This window comes from Saccharopolyspora kobensis (genome assembly GCF_900108315.1).
GTDB classification, from domain to species: domain Bacteria; phylum Actinomycetota; class Actinomycetes; order Mycobacteriales; family Pseudonocardiaceae; genus Saccharopolyspora; species Saccharopolyspora kobensis.
This window is the reverse complement of record NZ_FNVB01000003.1, coordinates 221,404-237,363: the sequence shown is the minus strand read 5'-3', so window position 1 is coordinate 237,363 and position 15,960 is coordinate 221,404. Positions and strand designations below refer to the sequence as shown.

The window sequence follows — 15,960 nt, the reverse complement described above, 5'->3', positions numbered from 1 at the left end:
GATGTGTGCGGAGATCATCCGAACGAGACGGGGGATTCGATGCGGATCGGCCGGTGCCGAAATCCGGTTTTCCTTGCCGCAATTGGTTTTTCGATCAGTCGTCCGGCGAGGATGCGGGGTTCGCTCCGGTGCCGGGTTTCCCGCGCGGTCCGGGTTCTCGGGTCCGTTCCCGTTCGGTGAAAACATTTCTCATTCTGCTCCGCTCGATTTCTCCCTCCCAGCACGAAGACGTTCCAGTGCTCTTTGCTGTCCGCGCCACCGCGCCCGACTCGAGGAATGGACGATGGTGAACTCGCAGAATCCTGCTTCCGGCAACAAGGTCGCGATCATCGGAATCGGCTGCCGCTTCCCCGGAGGTGCCTCTGATCACCGGTCGTTCTGGCGGAACCTGGCCGACGGCAAGGACTGCATCGTGCCGACCCCGGTCGACCGCTATGACGTGTCGACGCTGGGCAGCCGGGACAAGGCCAAACCGGGTCGGCTGGTCGGCGGGCGCGGCGGCTACATCACCGGCTTCGACGAGTTCGACCCGGCCTTCTTCGGGATCAGCCCGCGCGAGGCCGAGCACATGGATCCGCAGCAGCGGAAGCTGCTGGAGGTCGCGTGGGAGGCGCTGGAGGACGGCGGGCAGCGGCCGGACGAGCTGGCCGGCCGCGACGTCGGCGTCTTCGTCGGCGCGTTCACCCTGGACTACAAGATCGTCCAGTTCGCCGATCTCGGCTTCGAGACGCTGGCCGCGCACACCGCGACCGGAACCATGATGACGATGACCTCCAACCGCATCTCCTACTGCCTGGACCTGCGCGGACCGAGCGTCTCGATCGACACCGCCTGCAGCTCCTCGCTGGTGGCGGTGCACCTGGCCTGCCAGAGCCTGCGCCGCGGCGAGAGCAGCCTCGCGCTGGCCGGCGGCACCCTGCTGCACATGACCCCGCAGTACACGATCGCCGAGACCAAGGGCGGATTCCTCTCCCCGGACGGCCGGTCCCGGACCTTCGACGCCGACGCGAACGGTTACGTGCGGGCCGAAGGCGTCGCGGTGGTCGCGCTGAAGCTCCTCGACGAGGCGGTGCGCGACGGCGACCCCATCCACGCGGTGATCACCGCGAGCGGCGTGAACCAGGACGGCCGCACCAACGGGATCACGGTGCCCAGCGCGCAGGCGCAGATCGAGCTGATCGAGCAGGTCTGCGCGGAAGCGGGCATCGAACCGGGCGAACTGCAGTACGTCGAAGCGCACGGGACCTCCACGCCCGTCGGCGACCCGATCGAGGCCAACGCGCTCGGTCAGGCGCTGGCGAGCGGCCGCGAACCCGGGCGGCGCTGCTACATCGGCTCGGTCAAGACCAACATCGGGCACACCGAGTCGGCGGCCGGGATGGCCGGGCTGATCAAGACCGCGCTGTCGCTGGCGGAGCGCAAGATCCCGCCGCACATCAACCTGTCCCGGATCAACCCGGACATCGACCTGGCCGCCCAGCCCTACGAGATCCCGGACCGGCTCACCGACTGGCCCGAGCACGACGGGCCGGCCCGGGCCGGGGTGAACTCCTTCGGGTTCGGCGGCACCAACGCCCACGTCGTCCTGGAGGAGGCGCCCCCGCGGCCCGAACCCGACCGGCGGCCGGCGCAGCGCTCGCACCGCATCCTCCCGCTCACCGCACGGGATCCCGCGGCGCTGCCGGAGCTGGCGGGGCGGATCGCCGAACGGCTCGGCGAGATCGACCCGGCCGACCTCGGCCACACCCTGGCGCACCGCCGCCAGCACCACGACCACCGGCTGTCCATCGTGTACTCCTCGCAGGAGGAGCTGGCGCAGCGGCTGGCCGAGTGCGCGCGCGGCGAGGCGCACCCGCTGGCCCGCGCCGGTCAGCGGCGCGAGGAGAACCGGCTGGTGTGGGTGTTCACCGGGATGGGGCCGCAGTGGTGGGCGATGGGCAGGCAGCTGCTGGCGAGCGAACCGGTCTTCCGCGAGGTGATCGAGCGCTGCGACCGCGAGATCGCCCGGATCGCGGGCTGGTCACTGCTCGACGAGCTCACCGCCGACGAGGCCGACTCGCAGATGGCCGAGACGTGGCTGGCCCAGCCCGCCAACTTCGCCGTCCAGATCGCGCTGGCCGCGCTGTGGCGGCACCACGGCGTGCGGCCGGACGCGATCGTCGGGCACAGCACCGGTGAGGTCGCGGCGTTCTACGAGGCCGGGGTCTACAGCCTGGCGGACGCGGTGCGGATCATCGTGCACCGCAGCAGGCTCCAGCAGAAGCTCGTCGGGACCGGCACGATGCTGGCGGTGAGCCTGTCCGAAGCCCAGGCGCAGCAGCGGGTGCGGCGCTTCGCCGACCGAGTCTCGGTGGCCGCGATCAACGCACCCGCCTCCTGCACGCTGGCCGGCGACGAGGACGCGCTCGCCGCGCTCGCCGAGGAGCTGACCGCCGAGCAGGTGTTCGCGAAGTTCCTCAGCGTCCGGGTGCCCTACCACAGCCCCCGGATGGAGTTGATCAAGGACGAACTGCTGTCCTCTTTGGACGGACTGCGGCCCGGGCCGGCGCAGGTGCCGCTCTACCTGACCGGCCAGGAGGGCACCGCGCGCGGCCCGGAGCTGGACGCGGACTACTGGTGGCGCAACGTCCGCGACAGCGTCCGCTTCCGCGCGGCGGTGGACCGCATCGCCGACGACGGGTACCGGCTGTTCCTGGAGATCGGGCCGCACCCGGTGCTGGCCCACTCGATCCGGGAATGCTTGCTGGACAAGCAGATCGAGGGCGCCGCGGTGCCGTCCATCCGCCGCGAGGAGGACGAGGCCGAGCGGTTCACCGCCTCGCTGGCCGACCTGCACAACCTCGGCGTCGACGTCGACTGGGCGGTGCTCGAACCGCGCGGCCGGGCGGTGTCGCTGCCGCCCTACCCGTGGCGCCGCGACCGCTACTGGGTCGAGCCCGCGTCGGTCGCGCAGATCCGGCTCGGCCAGGTCGACCACCCGCTGCTGGGCCGCCGCCTGACCACCGCCGAGCCCTCCTGGGAAGCGACGCTCGACGTCGAGCGGGAACCGTACCTGCGCGACCACCGGATCCAGGGCGACGTGGTGTTCCCCGCCGCCGGATACCTGGAGATGGCCGCGCAGGCGGTGCGCGCGATGACCGGCGGCACGACGGTCTCGATGGCAGAAATCGAGCTGCGCAAGGCGCTGTTCCTGCCCGAGGACGAGGCCCGGCGGGTGCAGCTGTCGTGCACCGCGGACGCGGAGTTCGCGATCGCCACGGTCAACGGCGCCGACCAGCGCTCGGTGCACGCCACCGGCGTTCTGCGCGCCGGACGGCCGAACGGGCGGAGCACGAGGCTGGACGCGGAGGCCATCCGCGCGCGCAGCAGGCAGCACCTCGACGGCCCCGCCTGCTACGCGGCGCTGGCCGAGCTCGGCTACCACTACGGCCCGGCGTTCCAGAACATCGAGCAGGTCTGGATCGGGCCGGACGAAGCGCTCGCCCGCATCCGGCCGAACGAGGCGCTCACCGGCACCGGCGACCACCACTTCCACCCGGCGCTGCTGGACTCCTGCTTCCAGACCCTGCTGACGCCCCTGATCGGCGAGGCCGCTCCGGAGACCGGCATCCGGCTGCCGCTGTCCATCGCCGAGGTGCGGACCGGGCCGATCGGTTCGCAGCCGATCTGGGCGCACGCCAGGGTCGTGCGCCGCGACGGCGACGAGCTCGTCGGCGACATCACGGTGCACGCCGACGACGGTTCGGTGCTCGGCCACATCGACGGCTTCCGCGCCGCCGACGTCGAGCAGGCCTCAACGGGCGTCGCGACCGCCACCATCGACAACTGGCTGCTCGCACCGGTGTGGGAACCGGCACCGGATCTCGCCGAACACCCCGACCCACCGGGCGATGTGCTGGTGCTGGCCGATTCGCAGGGCATCGGCGCGGAGCTCGCCGCGCAGCTCACCGCCCGCGGTGGCCGCTGCCACCTGGTGCGGCCGGGCGCCGGCTACCGGCGCGGCGAACGCGAATCGGTGGTGGCACCGGACAGCGCCGAGGACCTGCGGCGGCTGCTCGCCGAGCAGCCGTGCGACGCGGTGGTGCACCTGTGGAACCTGGACCGGCCGGAGTTCGGCACCGCCGATGACGCCGAGCTCGCACGCCAGCACACCGACGGCACCTACTCGGTGATCGCGCTGGCCCAGGCCCTGGTCGCCGAGCAGTCCCCGGCCCGGCTGCACGTGGTCACCCGCGGCGCGCAGGCGGTCACCGCCGATGCCGAGGTCGAACCGCTGGGCGCCCCGGCCTGGGGCATCGGCCGCGTGCTGTGGCAGCAGGAGCTCACCGCCAACCGCGGCAAGCTGATCGACCTGGACCTGGCGGGCACGGACGTGGCCGCCGACGCCGCCGCGCTGCTGCGCGAGATCAGCGCCGACGACGAGCAGGAGATCGCGCTGCGCGGCGACCGCCGCCACACCAGCCGGCTTCGCAGGCCCGACGACCTGCTGAAACCGCTGCCGCTGCGGCTGCGCCCGGACTGCGCCTACCTGGTCACCGGCGCGTTCGGTGCTCTCGGGCAGCTGGTCTGCCGGACGCTGGCCCGGCGCGGTGCCCGGCGGCTGATCCTGGTGAGCCGCACCGAACTGCCCGCCCGCGAGCACTGGCGCGAGATCGACCCGGACAGCTCCACCGGCCGGAAGGTGGCGCTGGTCAAGGAATTGGAGGCGCTCGGCGCGCAGTCGCTCCTGGTGCCGCTGGACATCACCGACGAGCGCGAGTTCGCGGCGTGGCTCGCCGGCTACCGGCGGCACGACCTGCCGCCCATCCGCGGCGTCTTCCACCTCGCGGGCAGCGTCGAGGACACGCTGCTGCCGGATATGGACCGACAGGCCTTCGACGCCGCGCACGACCCCAAGACCGTCGGCGCCACCGTGCTGCACCGGCAGCTGCGCGACGACCCGCTCGACCACTTCGTGCTCTTCGCCTCCATCGCCTCGGTGCTCACCACGGCCGGGCAGACGAACTACGCGGCGGGCAACGCCTTCCTCGACGCGCTGGCCCACCACCGGCGCTCGCTCGGGCTCCCGGCGCTGAGCATCGACTGGGGGCCGTGGGCGACGGGCATGATCGCCGACCTCGGCCTGGTCGAGCACTACCGCAACAACCGCGGCATGAGCTCGCTGTCCCCGGAGGCCGGGATGGCGGTGCTGGAGCGGGTGATGGACCAGGGCCACCCGCAGCTGCTGGTGGCCACCATCGTCGACTGGCCGCTGTTCACCGCCTGGTACACCACACCGCCGCCGCTGGTGGCCGAGCTGGCCGCCGAAGCGGCCGACGACGGCGGGACCGCGGGCGGCTTCCTGGAGGAATTCCGCGCCACCGCACCGGAACAGCGGCGCGAACTGCTGACCCGGCACTTCACCGAACTGGTCGCCGGCGTGCTGCGGGTGCGGCCGGACCAGATCGACGAGAACGCCGGGCTGGGCGCGCTCGGCCTGGACTCGCTGCTGGCGATGGAGGTCCGCGCCCGCACCCACGCCGAACTCGGCGTCGCGCTGCCGGTGGTGGCGCTGCTGGGCAGCTCACCGGTCGCCGACCTCGTCGGCCGGTTGCACGAACAGCTCGACGCGGCCGGGACCGACACCGGACCGGCGGCGGAGGTCGAGGAGTTCCGCGACGAGCGGCAGTACCCGCTCACGCAGAACCAGCAGGCGCTGTGGTTCCTCAAGCAGCTCAACCCCGACGGCTTCGCCTACAACATCGGCGGTGCGGTGGAGGTGCGCACCGAGCTCGACCCGGACCTGATGTTCGAGGCGTTCCGCGCGATGCTGGCGCGCCACCCCAGCCTGCGGGCCAACTTCGTGCTCGTCGACGGCGAGCCGGTGCAGCGGATCTCCGAGGAGGTCAAACCCGACGTCGAGCTGTTCGACGTCCAGGACCAGCCCTGGGAGGACGTCTACCAGCTGATCATCCACGAGTACCGCAAGCCCTACGACCTGGAGAACGACCCGCTGGTCCGGTTCCGGCTGTTCCGCCGCGGCCCGGACCGGTGGGTGATCACCAAGGCGGTGCACCACATTGTCTCCGACGCGATCTCCACCTTCACCTTCATCGAGGAGCTGCTCGCGGTCTACGAGGCGCTGCGCGCCGGGCACCGCGCCGAACTCCCGCCGGTGACGGCCACCTACCTGGACTTCCTCAACTGGCAGAACAGGTTCCTGGCAAGCGACGACGCGCGCCGGATGCTGGAGTACTGGCGGCAGGCGCTGCCCGCCGAACCACCGGTGCTGAACCTGCCCACCGACAGCCCGCGCCCGCCGGTGCAGACCAACAACGGCGCCTCGGAGTTCTTCGTCCTCGACGAGGAGCTCACCGCCCGGGTGCACGCGCTGGCCCGCGAGCACGACGTGACCGTGTTCGTGGTGCTGCTCGCCGCCTACTCGCTGCTGCTCAGCCGGTACTCCGGGCAGGACGACGTGATCGTCGGCAGCCCGGTCAGCGGCCGCACGCAGGACGAGTTCGCCTCGGTGTACGGCTACTTCATCAACCCGCTGCCGCTGTACGTGGACATGACCGGCGACCCGACGGTCGGCGAGCTGCTGGCCCGCACCCGCGAGACCGTCCTCAACGGACTGGACCACCAGGAGTACCCGTTCGTGCTGCTGGTGGACGAGCTCGGCGGGGCGCACGACCCGAGCCGCTCGGCGCTGTTCCAGGCCATGTTCATCCTGCTCGTGCACAAGGTGGCCACCGAGAAGTACGGCTACCGGCTGGACTACATCGAGCTGCCCGAGGAGGAGGGGCAGTTCGACCTGACGCTGTCGGCCTACGAGGACGAGGCGGACGGCCGGTTCCACTGCGTCTTCAAGTACAACTCCGACCTGTTCCGGGCCGGCACCATCAGCAGGCTCGCCGGGCACTACCGCAACCTGCTCGACTCGCTGACCAGGACGCCCGCCGCCGAACCCGTCACCCGGCTCCAGATGCTCGACGCCGCCGAGACCGAGCGGCTGCTGCAGGGCTTCAGCGGGGTGCGCGGGCGGGTGGCCGACGACGTGCCGGTGCACCACCTGATCGGCCGGGCGGCCGCCGAGAACCCGGACGCGATCGCCGTTTCGATGCCGTCGGAGGCGGGGGAGACCCGGCGGCTCAGCTACCGCGAGCTCGACCGCGAGTCCCGGCGGATGGCGCACCGGCTGCGCGAGCTCGGCGTCATCAACGGCGCGGTGGTGGCGCTGTGCATGGAGAAGTCGCCGGATCTGATCGTCGCGCTGCTGGCAGTCCTGCACGCGGGCGGCGCCTACCTGCCGCTCGATCCCGGCTACCCGGCGGACCGGCTCTCCGACATGGTGCGCGACGCCGGTGCCGTGCTGGCCGTCGTCGACGACAGCCACCGCGACCGGCTCGGCGGCGTGGGCGTGGTGCTGACACCCGCCGAGCTGCTGAGCACGGCCGGGCCGGAGGCGGCGGACCGCCCGGTCGATCCCGGATCGCCCGCCTACGTCATCTACACCTCGGGTTCGACCGGCCGCCCCAAGGCGGTGCGGGTCAGCCACCGCAACCTGTCCTCGGCCTACCACTCCTGGCACGCGGAGTACCGGCTCGGCGAGGACGTCCACGTGCACCTGCAGCTGGCGAGCCCCGCATTCGACGTGTTCACCGGCGACCTGGTGCGGGCCCTGTGCTCCGGCGGAACCCTCGTGCTGGTCGACCGCGACCTGCTGTTCAACACCGCCCGGCTGCACGACGCGATGCGCGCCGAGCGCGTCGACTGCGCCGAGTTCGTGCCCGCCGTCGTCCGCGGCCTGGTGGAGCACTGCGAGCGAGCCGGGCAGCGCCTGGACTTCATGCGCCTGCTGGTCGTCGGCTCCGACGCGTGGAAGGTCGAGGAGTACCAGCGGCTGCGCGCGCTGTGCGGCCCGGACACCCGGGTGGTCAACTCCTACGGGCTCAGCGAGGCCACCATCGACAGCGCCTACTTCGAGGGGCCGACCGATCACCTGGCACCGGGCCAGCTGGTGCCGATCGGCCGGCCGCTGCCCAACAGCGCGCTCTACATCCTCGACGAGCACGGCAGGCCGGTGCCGCCGGGCGTGCCGGGGGAGCTGTGGGTCGGCGGTGCCGGGGTGTCGCTGGGCTACCTCGACGAGGAGCTGACCGCGCAGCGCTTCGTCACCCGCACCTTCGGCGGCGAGCCGGTGCGGCTGTACCGGACCGGTGACCTGGCCCGCTGGGACGCCGACGGCGTCGCGCACCTGCTCGGCCGCGCGGACTCGCAGGTGAAGGTCCACGGTCACCGCATCGAGACCGGTGAGATCGAAGCCCGGCTCCTGGCCTGGCCGGGACTCGCCCAGGCGGTCGTCACGGCCCGCGCGGGCGCTGACGGCAACACCGCGCTGTGCGCCTACTGCGTGCCCGCCGACGGGGCGGTGCTGGACGTGCGGGCGCTGCGCAGGCACCTGGCGGAGTACCTGCCGACGTTCATGATCCCGGCCCACCTCATCGAGGTCGGCGGCCTGCCGCTGACCACCAACGGCAAGGTGGACCTCACCGCGCTGCCCGCCCCGGAGGTCGTCCGGGATGAGGCCGACGAGCAGCCGGTGACCCTGTTCGAGGAGCGCATGGCCGAGCACTGGAGATCGGTCCTCGGCCTGGACCGGGTGACGCTGCGCGAGGACTTCTTCGAGGTCGGCGGCAACTCCATCCGGCTGATCGAGCTGATCCACCACCTGCAGCACGAGTTCAACATCAGCATCCCGGTCAGCCAGCTGTTCAAGGTCACCACCCTGCAGGGCATGGCGACCACGCTGGAGCACATCATCACCGGCCGGATCGGCGGCGCCCAGCCGTACCTGACCTTCAGCGACCACGGTGCACCGCTGTTCTGCTTCCCGCCCGCAGGCGGGCACGGCCTGGTCTACCGCCGCTTCGCCGAGCACCTGCCCGATCACCGGGTGGTGGCGTTCAACTACCTGACCGGGGACGACAAGGTGGCCCGCTACGCGGACCTGGTCGAGGACCTCCAGCCCACCGGCCGGTGCGCCCTGCTCGGCTACTCGCTGGGCGGGAACCTCGCCTTCGAGGTGGCCGGCGAGCTGGAGCGGCGCGGCCGGGAGGTCTCCGACGTGATCATCATGGACTCCTACCGGATCGGCGAGTCCTTCGAGCTCGGCGAGGAGCACCTCGAAGCGTTCGAGCGCGAACTGGCCGAGCACCTGCGCAGGCACACCGGTTCCGAGGTGGTCGCCGCGGAGACCCGGGAACAAGCCCGCGACTACCTCGACCACAGCAGCCGGACACCGAACACCGGCACGGTCCGGGCCGCGGTGAGCGTGATCTCCGACGAGGCCAAGGCCGAGCAGTACGCCACCGGCGCGCCGGGCAGCTGGCACGGCAGCTCCGCCACGCGCAGCGACCTGCACCGCGGATCGGGCAGCCACGCAGAGATGCTCGACGAGATGCACCTGCCGGCCAACGCCGGCCTGGTGCGCGGGATCCTGCAGGGCGCTGGTACCGATGCGTGAGGTCAAGCCGAGCGTGCTCATCATCGGCGGCGGCATCGCGGGCCTGGCGGCCGGCTGCTACGCCCAGATGAGCGGGATGGACAGCCACGTCCTGGAGAAGCACGTGCTGCCGGGCGGGTGCTGCACCGCGTGGTCGCGCGAGGGCTACATCTTCGACTACTGCATCGAGTGGCTGATCGGGACCGCGCCGGGCAACGAGGCCAACCAGATCTGGCGGGAGCTCGGCGCGCTCGACGGCAAGGAGATCACCAACTTCGACACCTTCAACCGGGTCGTCGGCGAGGACGGCCGGGAGGTCCGGTTCTACCACGACCCGGCCCGGCTGGAACGGCACCTGCGGGCCATCTCGCCGGACGACGCGCGCCGCATCAAGGCGTTCTGCCGGGACCTGCGGCGGTTCCTCAAGCTCGACCTCTTCCCGTTCCTGAAACCGCCGCCGTTGAAGACGCTTCCCGAGAAGCTGGCGATGGCGCGCGAGGTGCTGCCTGCGTTGCTGCTGTTCTGGCGGACCTCGGCGACCCAGATGACCGACTTCAGCGCGAAGTTCACCGACCGGTTCCTCGGGCGGGCGCTGCCCAACGTCTTCTTCCAGGACCACGAGCGGTTCCCGCTGCTGCCCTACCTCTACAACATCGCCTGCGCCCACCACGGCAACGCGGGTTTCCCGGAGGGCGGTTCGCTGGGGCTGGCGCGCTCCATCGAGGACCGCTACGCCGCGCTCGGCGGCCGGATCAGCTACCGCGCGCGGGCGCGGCGGATCCTGGTCGAGGACGGCCGGGCAGTCGGCGTCGAGCTCAAGGACGGCAGCCGCCACTACGCCGACCACGTCATCTCGGCCTGCGACGGGTACACCACCATCTACCGCCTGCTGGGCGGCGAGTACACCAGCCCGACCCTGGACAAGCTGTACGGCGAGCTGCTGCACCAGTCCGGGGCGCTGTACCCCGGCGTGGTGTCGGCGTTCGTCGGAGTCGACGGCGAGCTACCGCCGGACACCCCGCACAGCACCACCTTCCTGCTGTCCGAAGAGGACAGGTCGAGCCTGCCGGAGGTGGCGCAGAACAGCATCGTGGTCCAGCTGCGGTCGCACTACTGGCAGGGCTGCGCGCCGCCGGGCAAGTCGCTGTTCCACTGCACCTACTTCAGCGAGTTCGGCCACTGGCGCGAGCTGCGCACCCGCAACCGGCGGGAGTACTGGGCGCAGAAGAAGAAGGTCGCCGACTTCGTCCAGCGCTTCCTGGCGGAGCGCTATCCCGGTGTCGACGGGCGAATCGAGGTCGTCGACGTGGCCACGCCGACGACCAACCACCGCTACACCGGCAACCACAACGGCAGCATCCTCGCCTGGATGGGCTTCACCGAGGCCGAGGACCTGGTGACCCAGCTGGTGAACCGGCAGCGGATGCGGCTGCCCGGGCTGGACGGGTTCTCCATGGCGGGGCAGTGGGTCGTCGGCGGCGGGCTGATCAGGGCGGCTTCCAGCGGCCGGTACGCCGTCCAGTTCCTGTGCGAGGAGCTCGGCATCCCGTTCCGGGCCTGGGAAAGCCCCGACGACGTGCGCTGGCGGCCGGAGATACTCGGCCACCTGCCGCAACTGGACGTCCGTCCGATGCAACTCACCGAGGAGGCCTGAACATGTCGCGGCAGAGCATGATCATCATCGGTGGCGGGCTGGGTGGCCTGTCCACCGGCTGCTACGCCCAGATGAACGGCTACCGCAGCCGGATCTTCGAGATGCACGAGATCCCCGGCGGCTGCTGCACCGCCTGGGACAAGGGCAGCTTCACCTTCGACTGCTGCGTGAGCTGGCTGCTCGGCAACGGCCCCGGCAACGAGATGCACCAGATCTGGCTGGAGCTCGGCGCCCTGCAGGGCAAGGAGATGCGCCACTTCGACGTGTTCAACATCGTGCGCGCCCGGGACGGCCGGGCGGTGTACTTCTACTCCGACCCGGACCGGCTGCAGGCGCACCTGCTGGAGATCTCGCCGGCCGACGCCCGGCTGATCCGGGACTTCTGCAACGGGCTGCGGAGGTTCCGCAAGCTGCTGTCGGTGTACCCGTTCCTCAAGCCGGTCGGACTGATGGGCACCTTGGAGCGCTGGCGGATGCTGGCCTCCTTCGCGCCGTACTTCAACCTCATCCGCAAGTCGATCGGCACGCTGATGACGGACTACTCGGCCAGGTTCCGCGATCCGCTGCTGCGCGAGGCGTTCAACTTCATCCTCTACGAGAAGCACGCGGCGTTCCCGGTGCTGCCGTTCTACTTCCAGCTGGCCGCGCACGCGAACGGCTCCGCCGGGGTTCCGGAGGGCGGCTCGCTCGGCCTGGCCGAGTCGATCGAGCGCCGCTACCGGCGGCTCGGCGGCCAGATCGACTACAACGCCAAGGTCGAGGAGGTGCTGGTCGAGGACGACCGCGCGGTCGGCGTGCGGCTCAGCGACGGGCGCGAGTTCCGCGCCGACATCGTGGTGTCGGCCTGCGACGGGCACACCACGACGATGAAGCTGCTCGGCGGCCGCTACCTCACCGACACCCACCGCGAGCTCTACACCAGCACGATCGACGAGCCCGGCAACATCTTCCCCGGCTACTTCGCGCTGTTCCTGGGCCTGGACCGGCCGTTCCCGGACGGCGAACCGTGCACCACGCACCTGCTCGACGAGCAGGTGGCCGCGCAGCTGACCGGCATCCGCCACCCCAGCATCAACGTCCAGTTCCGCAGCTCGCACTACCCGGAGCTGGCGCCGGCGGGCAAGACCATCGTCTACGCCACCTACTTCTGCGACATCGCGCCGTGGCGCGAGCTGGCCACCGGGCCGGAGCAGGCGACCCGCATCCGCAAGGGCGAGCCCCGGCACACCCTCTCGGTGCGGCGCGGTGCCGAGTACTACGCCGCCAAGCGCCGGGTCAAGGACGTGATCGTGGAGTTCCTCGACGAGCGCTACCCGGGGCTGAAGGACGCCGTCGTCGTCCGGGACATCTCCACCCCGCTCACCCAGGTCCGCTACACCGGCAACTACAACGGCACGGTGCTGGGCTGGCAGCCCTTCGTCGACGGCGGCGAGACGATGGAGAAGGTGATCAAGAAGCACGGACCGCGGCTGCCGGGGCTGCGCGACTTCTACCTGTCCGGGGTGTGGGCGACCACGGGCGGCCTCATCCGGGCCGCCGCCGCGGGCAGGCAGGTGATGCAGTTCGTCTGCCGCGACGACGGCAAGGAGTTCACCGCGAGCATCGACGACACCGCCCCCGCCCCGACCCACCTGGTGATCCCGGTAGGCCCCGGCACCGCGCGGTGGCCCGGTGAAACCGAGCGCACCAGCGCGATGATGCCGTGACGGGCCTCCCGGGGCCCGCTACCACTCGACCGGCAGCGATTCCAGGCCGTAGGTGAGGAACCCGTTGCGGAACTCGGGCTCGGCGGCCAGTCGCAGCCCCGGGAACCTGTCGAACAGCAGGCGCAGGGCGATCCGGAGCTGGAGGCGGGCCAGCGGCGCGCCGACGCAGTGGTGCGGCCCGTGGCCGAATGCGACGTGCCGCGGGGCCGGGCGGGAGATGTCGAGCTCGTCCGGGCGTTCCACGAGCTCCGGGTCGCGGTTGGCGGCGGGCAGCGAGCAGATCACCAGGTCACCGGCCTCGACCTGCTGCCCGGCGATCTGCACCGGTCGCCTGACGACCTTCGCCGTCGTGTTGTGCACGATCGACAGCCAGCGCAGCAGTTCCTCCACCGCGGTGTCGGCGAGCTCGGGGTCCCGCCGCAGCCGGTCGAGCTGGTCGGGGTGCCGGAGCAGGGCGAGCACGCTCAGCACCAGCATGTTCGCGGTCGTCTCGTGACCGGCCAGCAGGATCAGGTTGGCCACCCCGACGAGCTCGGCGTCGCTGATCTCCTCGCCGTGCTCGCTGATCATGCGGCCCAGCAGTCCGTCGCCGGGCTCGACGCGGTTGCGGGCGACGAACTTCGCGATGTACTCCAGGGATTCGGCCTGCACCTGCATGCGTTCCTCGCTGCTCAGCGAGGTGTCGAGGAACCCGGCGGTGAGCCGCTGGAAGTAGTCGCGGTCGGCGAACGGGACGTCGAGGAGCTCGCAGATCACCAGCAGCGGGACGGGAATCGCGAACTGCCGGAGGAGGTCGGCGGGAGGCCCGGAGCGCTCCAGGCCGTCCAGGTGCTCCTCGCAGAGCGCGACGACCCGGGGTTCCAGCCGGCGCAACCGGCGGGCGGTGAACTCCGGTGCGATCGTCCTGCGCAGCCGGGTGTGATCGGGCGGGTCGACGACGATCATGTTCCCGGCCAGCCGCTTGGCCTTCTCCTCGGCGCTGGCCTTCTCCAGGCCCGCCCAGACGTCGGCCTGCACGGTGTTGCTGAAGGTCTCCCAGTCGGAGTGCACCCACCGCACGTCCTCGTAGCGGGTGACCAGCCAGGTGTTCAAGCCGAACGGACTGGTGGTGCGCACGATCCCGTCGTTCCGGCGGATCTCGCCCAGTTCCGGGAGCGGGTCGAATGCGTTGCGCTGCATGTGGATCGGGAGTTCCCGAGGCCGGCTCATCGCGTCTCCTCACTGCGGTGCGGGGGTCACCGCGAACATAGCGAATCCGGCGAACCCGGCGCACTTCGACATCTACAGTGGACACTTCTGGGTAGATGTCGGCGCGATCGTTGAACATCCGCTGCGGAGCCGGTACGGCGCAACGGGCCACCGCGATCGCGCGGTGGCCCGTTGCCGGTTGCGGTTCAGCTCTGTCAGGACGTTCCCGCGGTGGTGTGGAAGGTGCGGAGTCGGAGGCTGTTGGTGACGACGAAGATGCTGCTGAAGGCCATGGCGGCTCCGGCGATCATGGGGTTGAGGAGTCCGGTGGCGGCGAGGGGGAGGGCGGCGATGTTGTAGGCGAAGGCCCAGAAGAGGTTGCCTTTGATGGTGCGGAGGGTGTGGCGGGAGAGTCGGATGGCGTCTGCTGCGGTGCGCAGGTCGCCGCGGACGAGGGTGATGTCGCTGGCTTCGATGGCGACGTCGGTGCCGGTGCCCATGGCCAGGCCGAGGTCGGCTTGGGCGAGGGCGGCGGCGTCGTTGATGCCGTCGCCGATCATGGCGACGGTGTGGCCTTGGTTTTGCAGGTGGGTGATGGTGTCGGCTTTGTCCTTGGGCAGGACTTCGGCGATGACGTCGGTGATGCCGACTTCGTCGGCTACGGAGCGGGCGACGGCGGTGTTGTCGCCGGTGAGCAGGATGGGGTTGAGTCCGAGGTTGCGGAGTTGGGTGATGGCTTGGGCGGAGGTGGGTTTGATGGTGTCGGCCACCACCAGCACCGCCCGCGCCTGCCCGTCCCACGCCACCGCGATGGCGGTCTTGCCCTGCTGCTCGGCCGCGGCCTTCGCTTCGGCCAGTTCCGGGGTGAGGTGCTGGCTCCACTGCTCCAGCAGGGCGGTCCGGCCGGCGATCACGGCGTGGCCGTCGACGATGCCCTGAACGCCGAGGCCTTCGACGTTGGTGAAGCCTTCGACGGCGGGCAGCTCGCCGATGCGCTGCTGGGCGCCGCGGGCGATGGCCTGGGCGATCGGGTGCTCGGAGGCGTTCTCCAGCGCGCCGGCGATGCGCAGGACCTCGTCGTGGTCGGTGTCGTCGGTGGTGTGGACGTCGATGAGTTCCATCTGGCCGGTGGTGACGGTGCCGGTCTTGTCCAGCACGACGGTGTCGATGCGGCGGGTGGATTCCAGGACTTCGGGTCCCTTGATCAGGATGCCCAGCTGGGCGCCGCGCCCGGTGCCCACCAGCAGCGCGGTGGGCGTGGCCAGTCCCAGCGCGCACGGGCAGGCGATGATCAGCACCGCCACCGCGGCGGTGAACGCCGCCGCAGCCCCACCACCCGAGGCCAGCCAGAAGGCCAGGGTGGCGACCGCCAGGGCGATGACGACGGGTACGAACACCGACGAGATGCGGTCCGCGAGGCGCTGCACGGCGGCCTTGCCGGTCTGGGCCTGCTCGACCAGCTTGGCCATCTGCGCCAGCTGGGTGTCCGAGCCGACCCGGGTCGCGCGGACCACCAAGCGGCCGCCCGCGTTCACCGTCGCGCCCACGACACCGTCTCCCGAGCCGACCTCCACCGGCACGGACTCGCCGGTGAGCATGCTCGCGTCGACCGCCGAGACACCTTCCTCGACCACGCCGTCGGTGGCGATCTTCTCGCCGGGCCGCACGACGAACCGGTCGCCGACGGCGAGTTCGGCGGTGGGGATGCGCACCTCGCGGCCGTCGCGCAGGACGGCGACGTCCTTGGCACCCAGGTCCAGCAGCGCCCGCAGGGCCGCACCGGCACGCCGCTTGGAACGCGCCTCGAAATACCGCCCGGCGAGGATGAAGGTCGTGACACCGGCGGCGACCTCGAGGTAGATCGAGCCGTCACCGCTCATCCGCTGGATCGTCAGCTCGAAGGGGTGCGTCATGCCGGGCACACCGGC

The 15,960-nt window shown here is 71.1% G+C and carries 5 protein-coding genes; 3 read left to right on the top strand and 2 right to left on the bottom strand.

What is annotated here, in order from left to right; translation table 11 throughout:
• Positions 1 to 283: 283 nt before the first annotated feature.
• The 3 genes from C4T78_RS09690 to C4T78_RS09680 are packed head-to-tail and all read left to right on the top strand — an operon-like array spanning position 284 to position 12,844.
• A complete protein-coding gene (locus C4T78_RS09690) occupies positions 284 to 9,505 on the top strand; it encodes a non-ribosomal peptide synthetase/type I polyketide synthase (protein WP_093355332.1) in 9,222 nt (3,073 codons plus the stop codon).
• Complete coding sequence (locus tag C4T78_RS09685; protein ID WP_093355328.1) at positions 9,498 to 11,138, top strand: phytoene desaturase family protein; 1,641 nt, start codon at positions 9,498 to 9,500, stop codon at positions 11,136 to 11,138. Before C4T78_RS09690 ends, C4T78_RS09685 begins: the two co-directional genes overlap by 8 nt.
• Before the next feature lie 2 nt (positions 11,139 to 11,140).
• On the top strand, positions 11,141 to 12,844 hold the full coding sequence (locus C4T78_RS09680; protein ID WP_218161644.1) for a phytoene desaturase family protein: 1,704 nt from the start codon (positions 11,141 to 11,143) through the stop codon (positions 12,842 to 12,844).
• An 18-nt stretch (positions 12,845 to 12,862) separates the two neighbouring features.
• Here the strand turns inward: C4T78_RS09680 and C4T78_RS09675 are convergent, their stop codons facing one another.
• Both C4T78_RS09675 and C4T78_RS09670 read right to left on the bottom strand, forming a co-directional pair.
• A complete protein-coding gene (locus tag C4T78_RS09675) occupies positions 12,863 to 14,053 on the bottom strand; it encodes a cytochrome P450 (protein WP_093355325.1) in 1,191 nt (396 codons plus the stop codon).
• Between the two features lie 194 nt (positions 14,054 to 14,247).
• On the bottom strand, positions 14,248 to 15,960 hold a 1,713-nt coding region (locus tag C4T78_RS09670; protein ID WP_103908105.1), incomplete at its 5' end, for a copper-translocating P-type ATPase.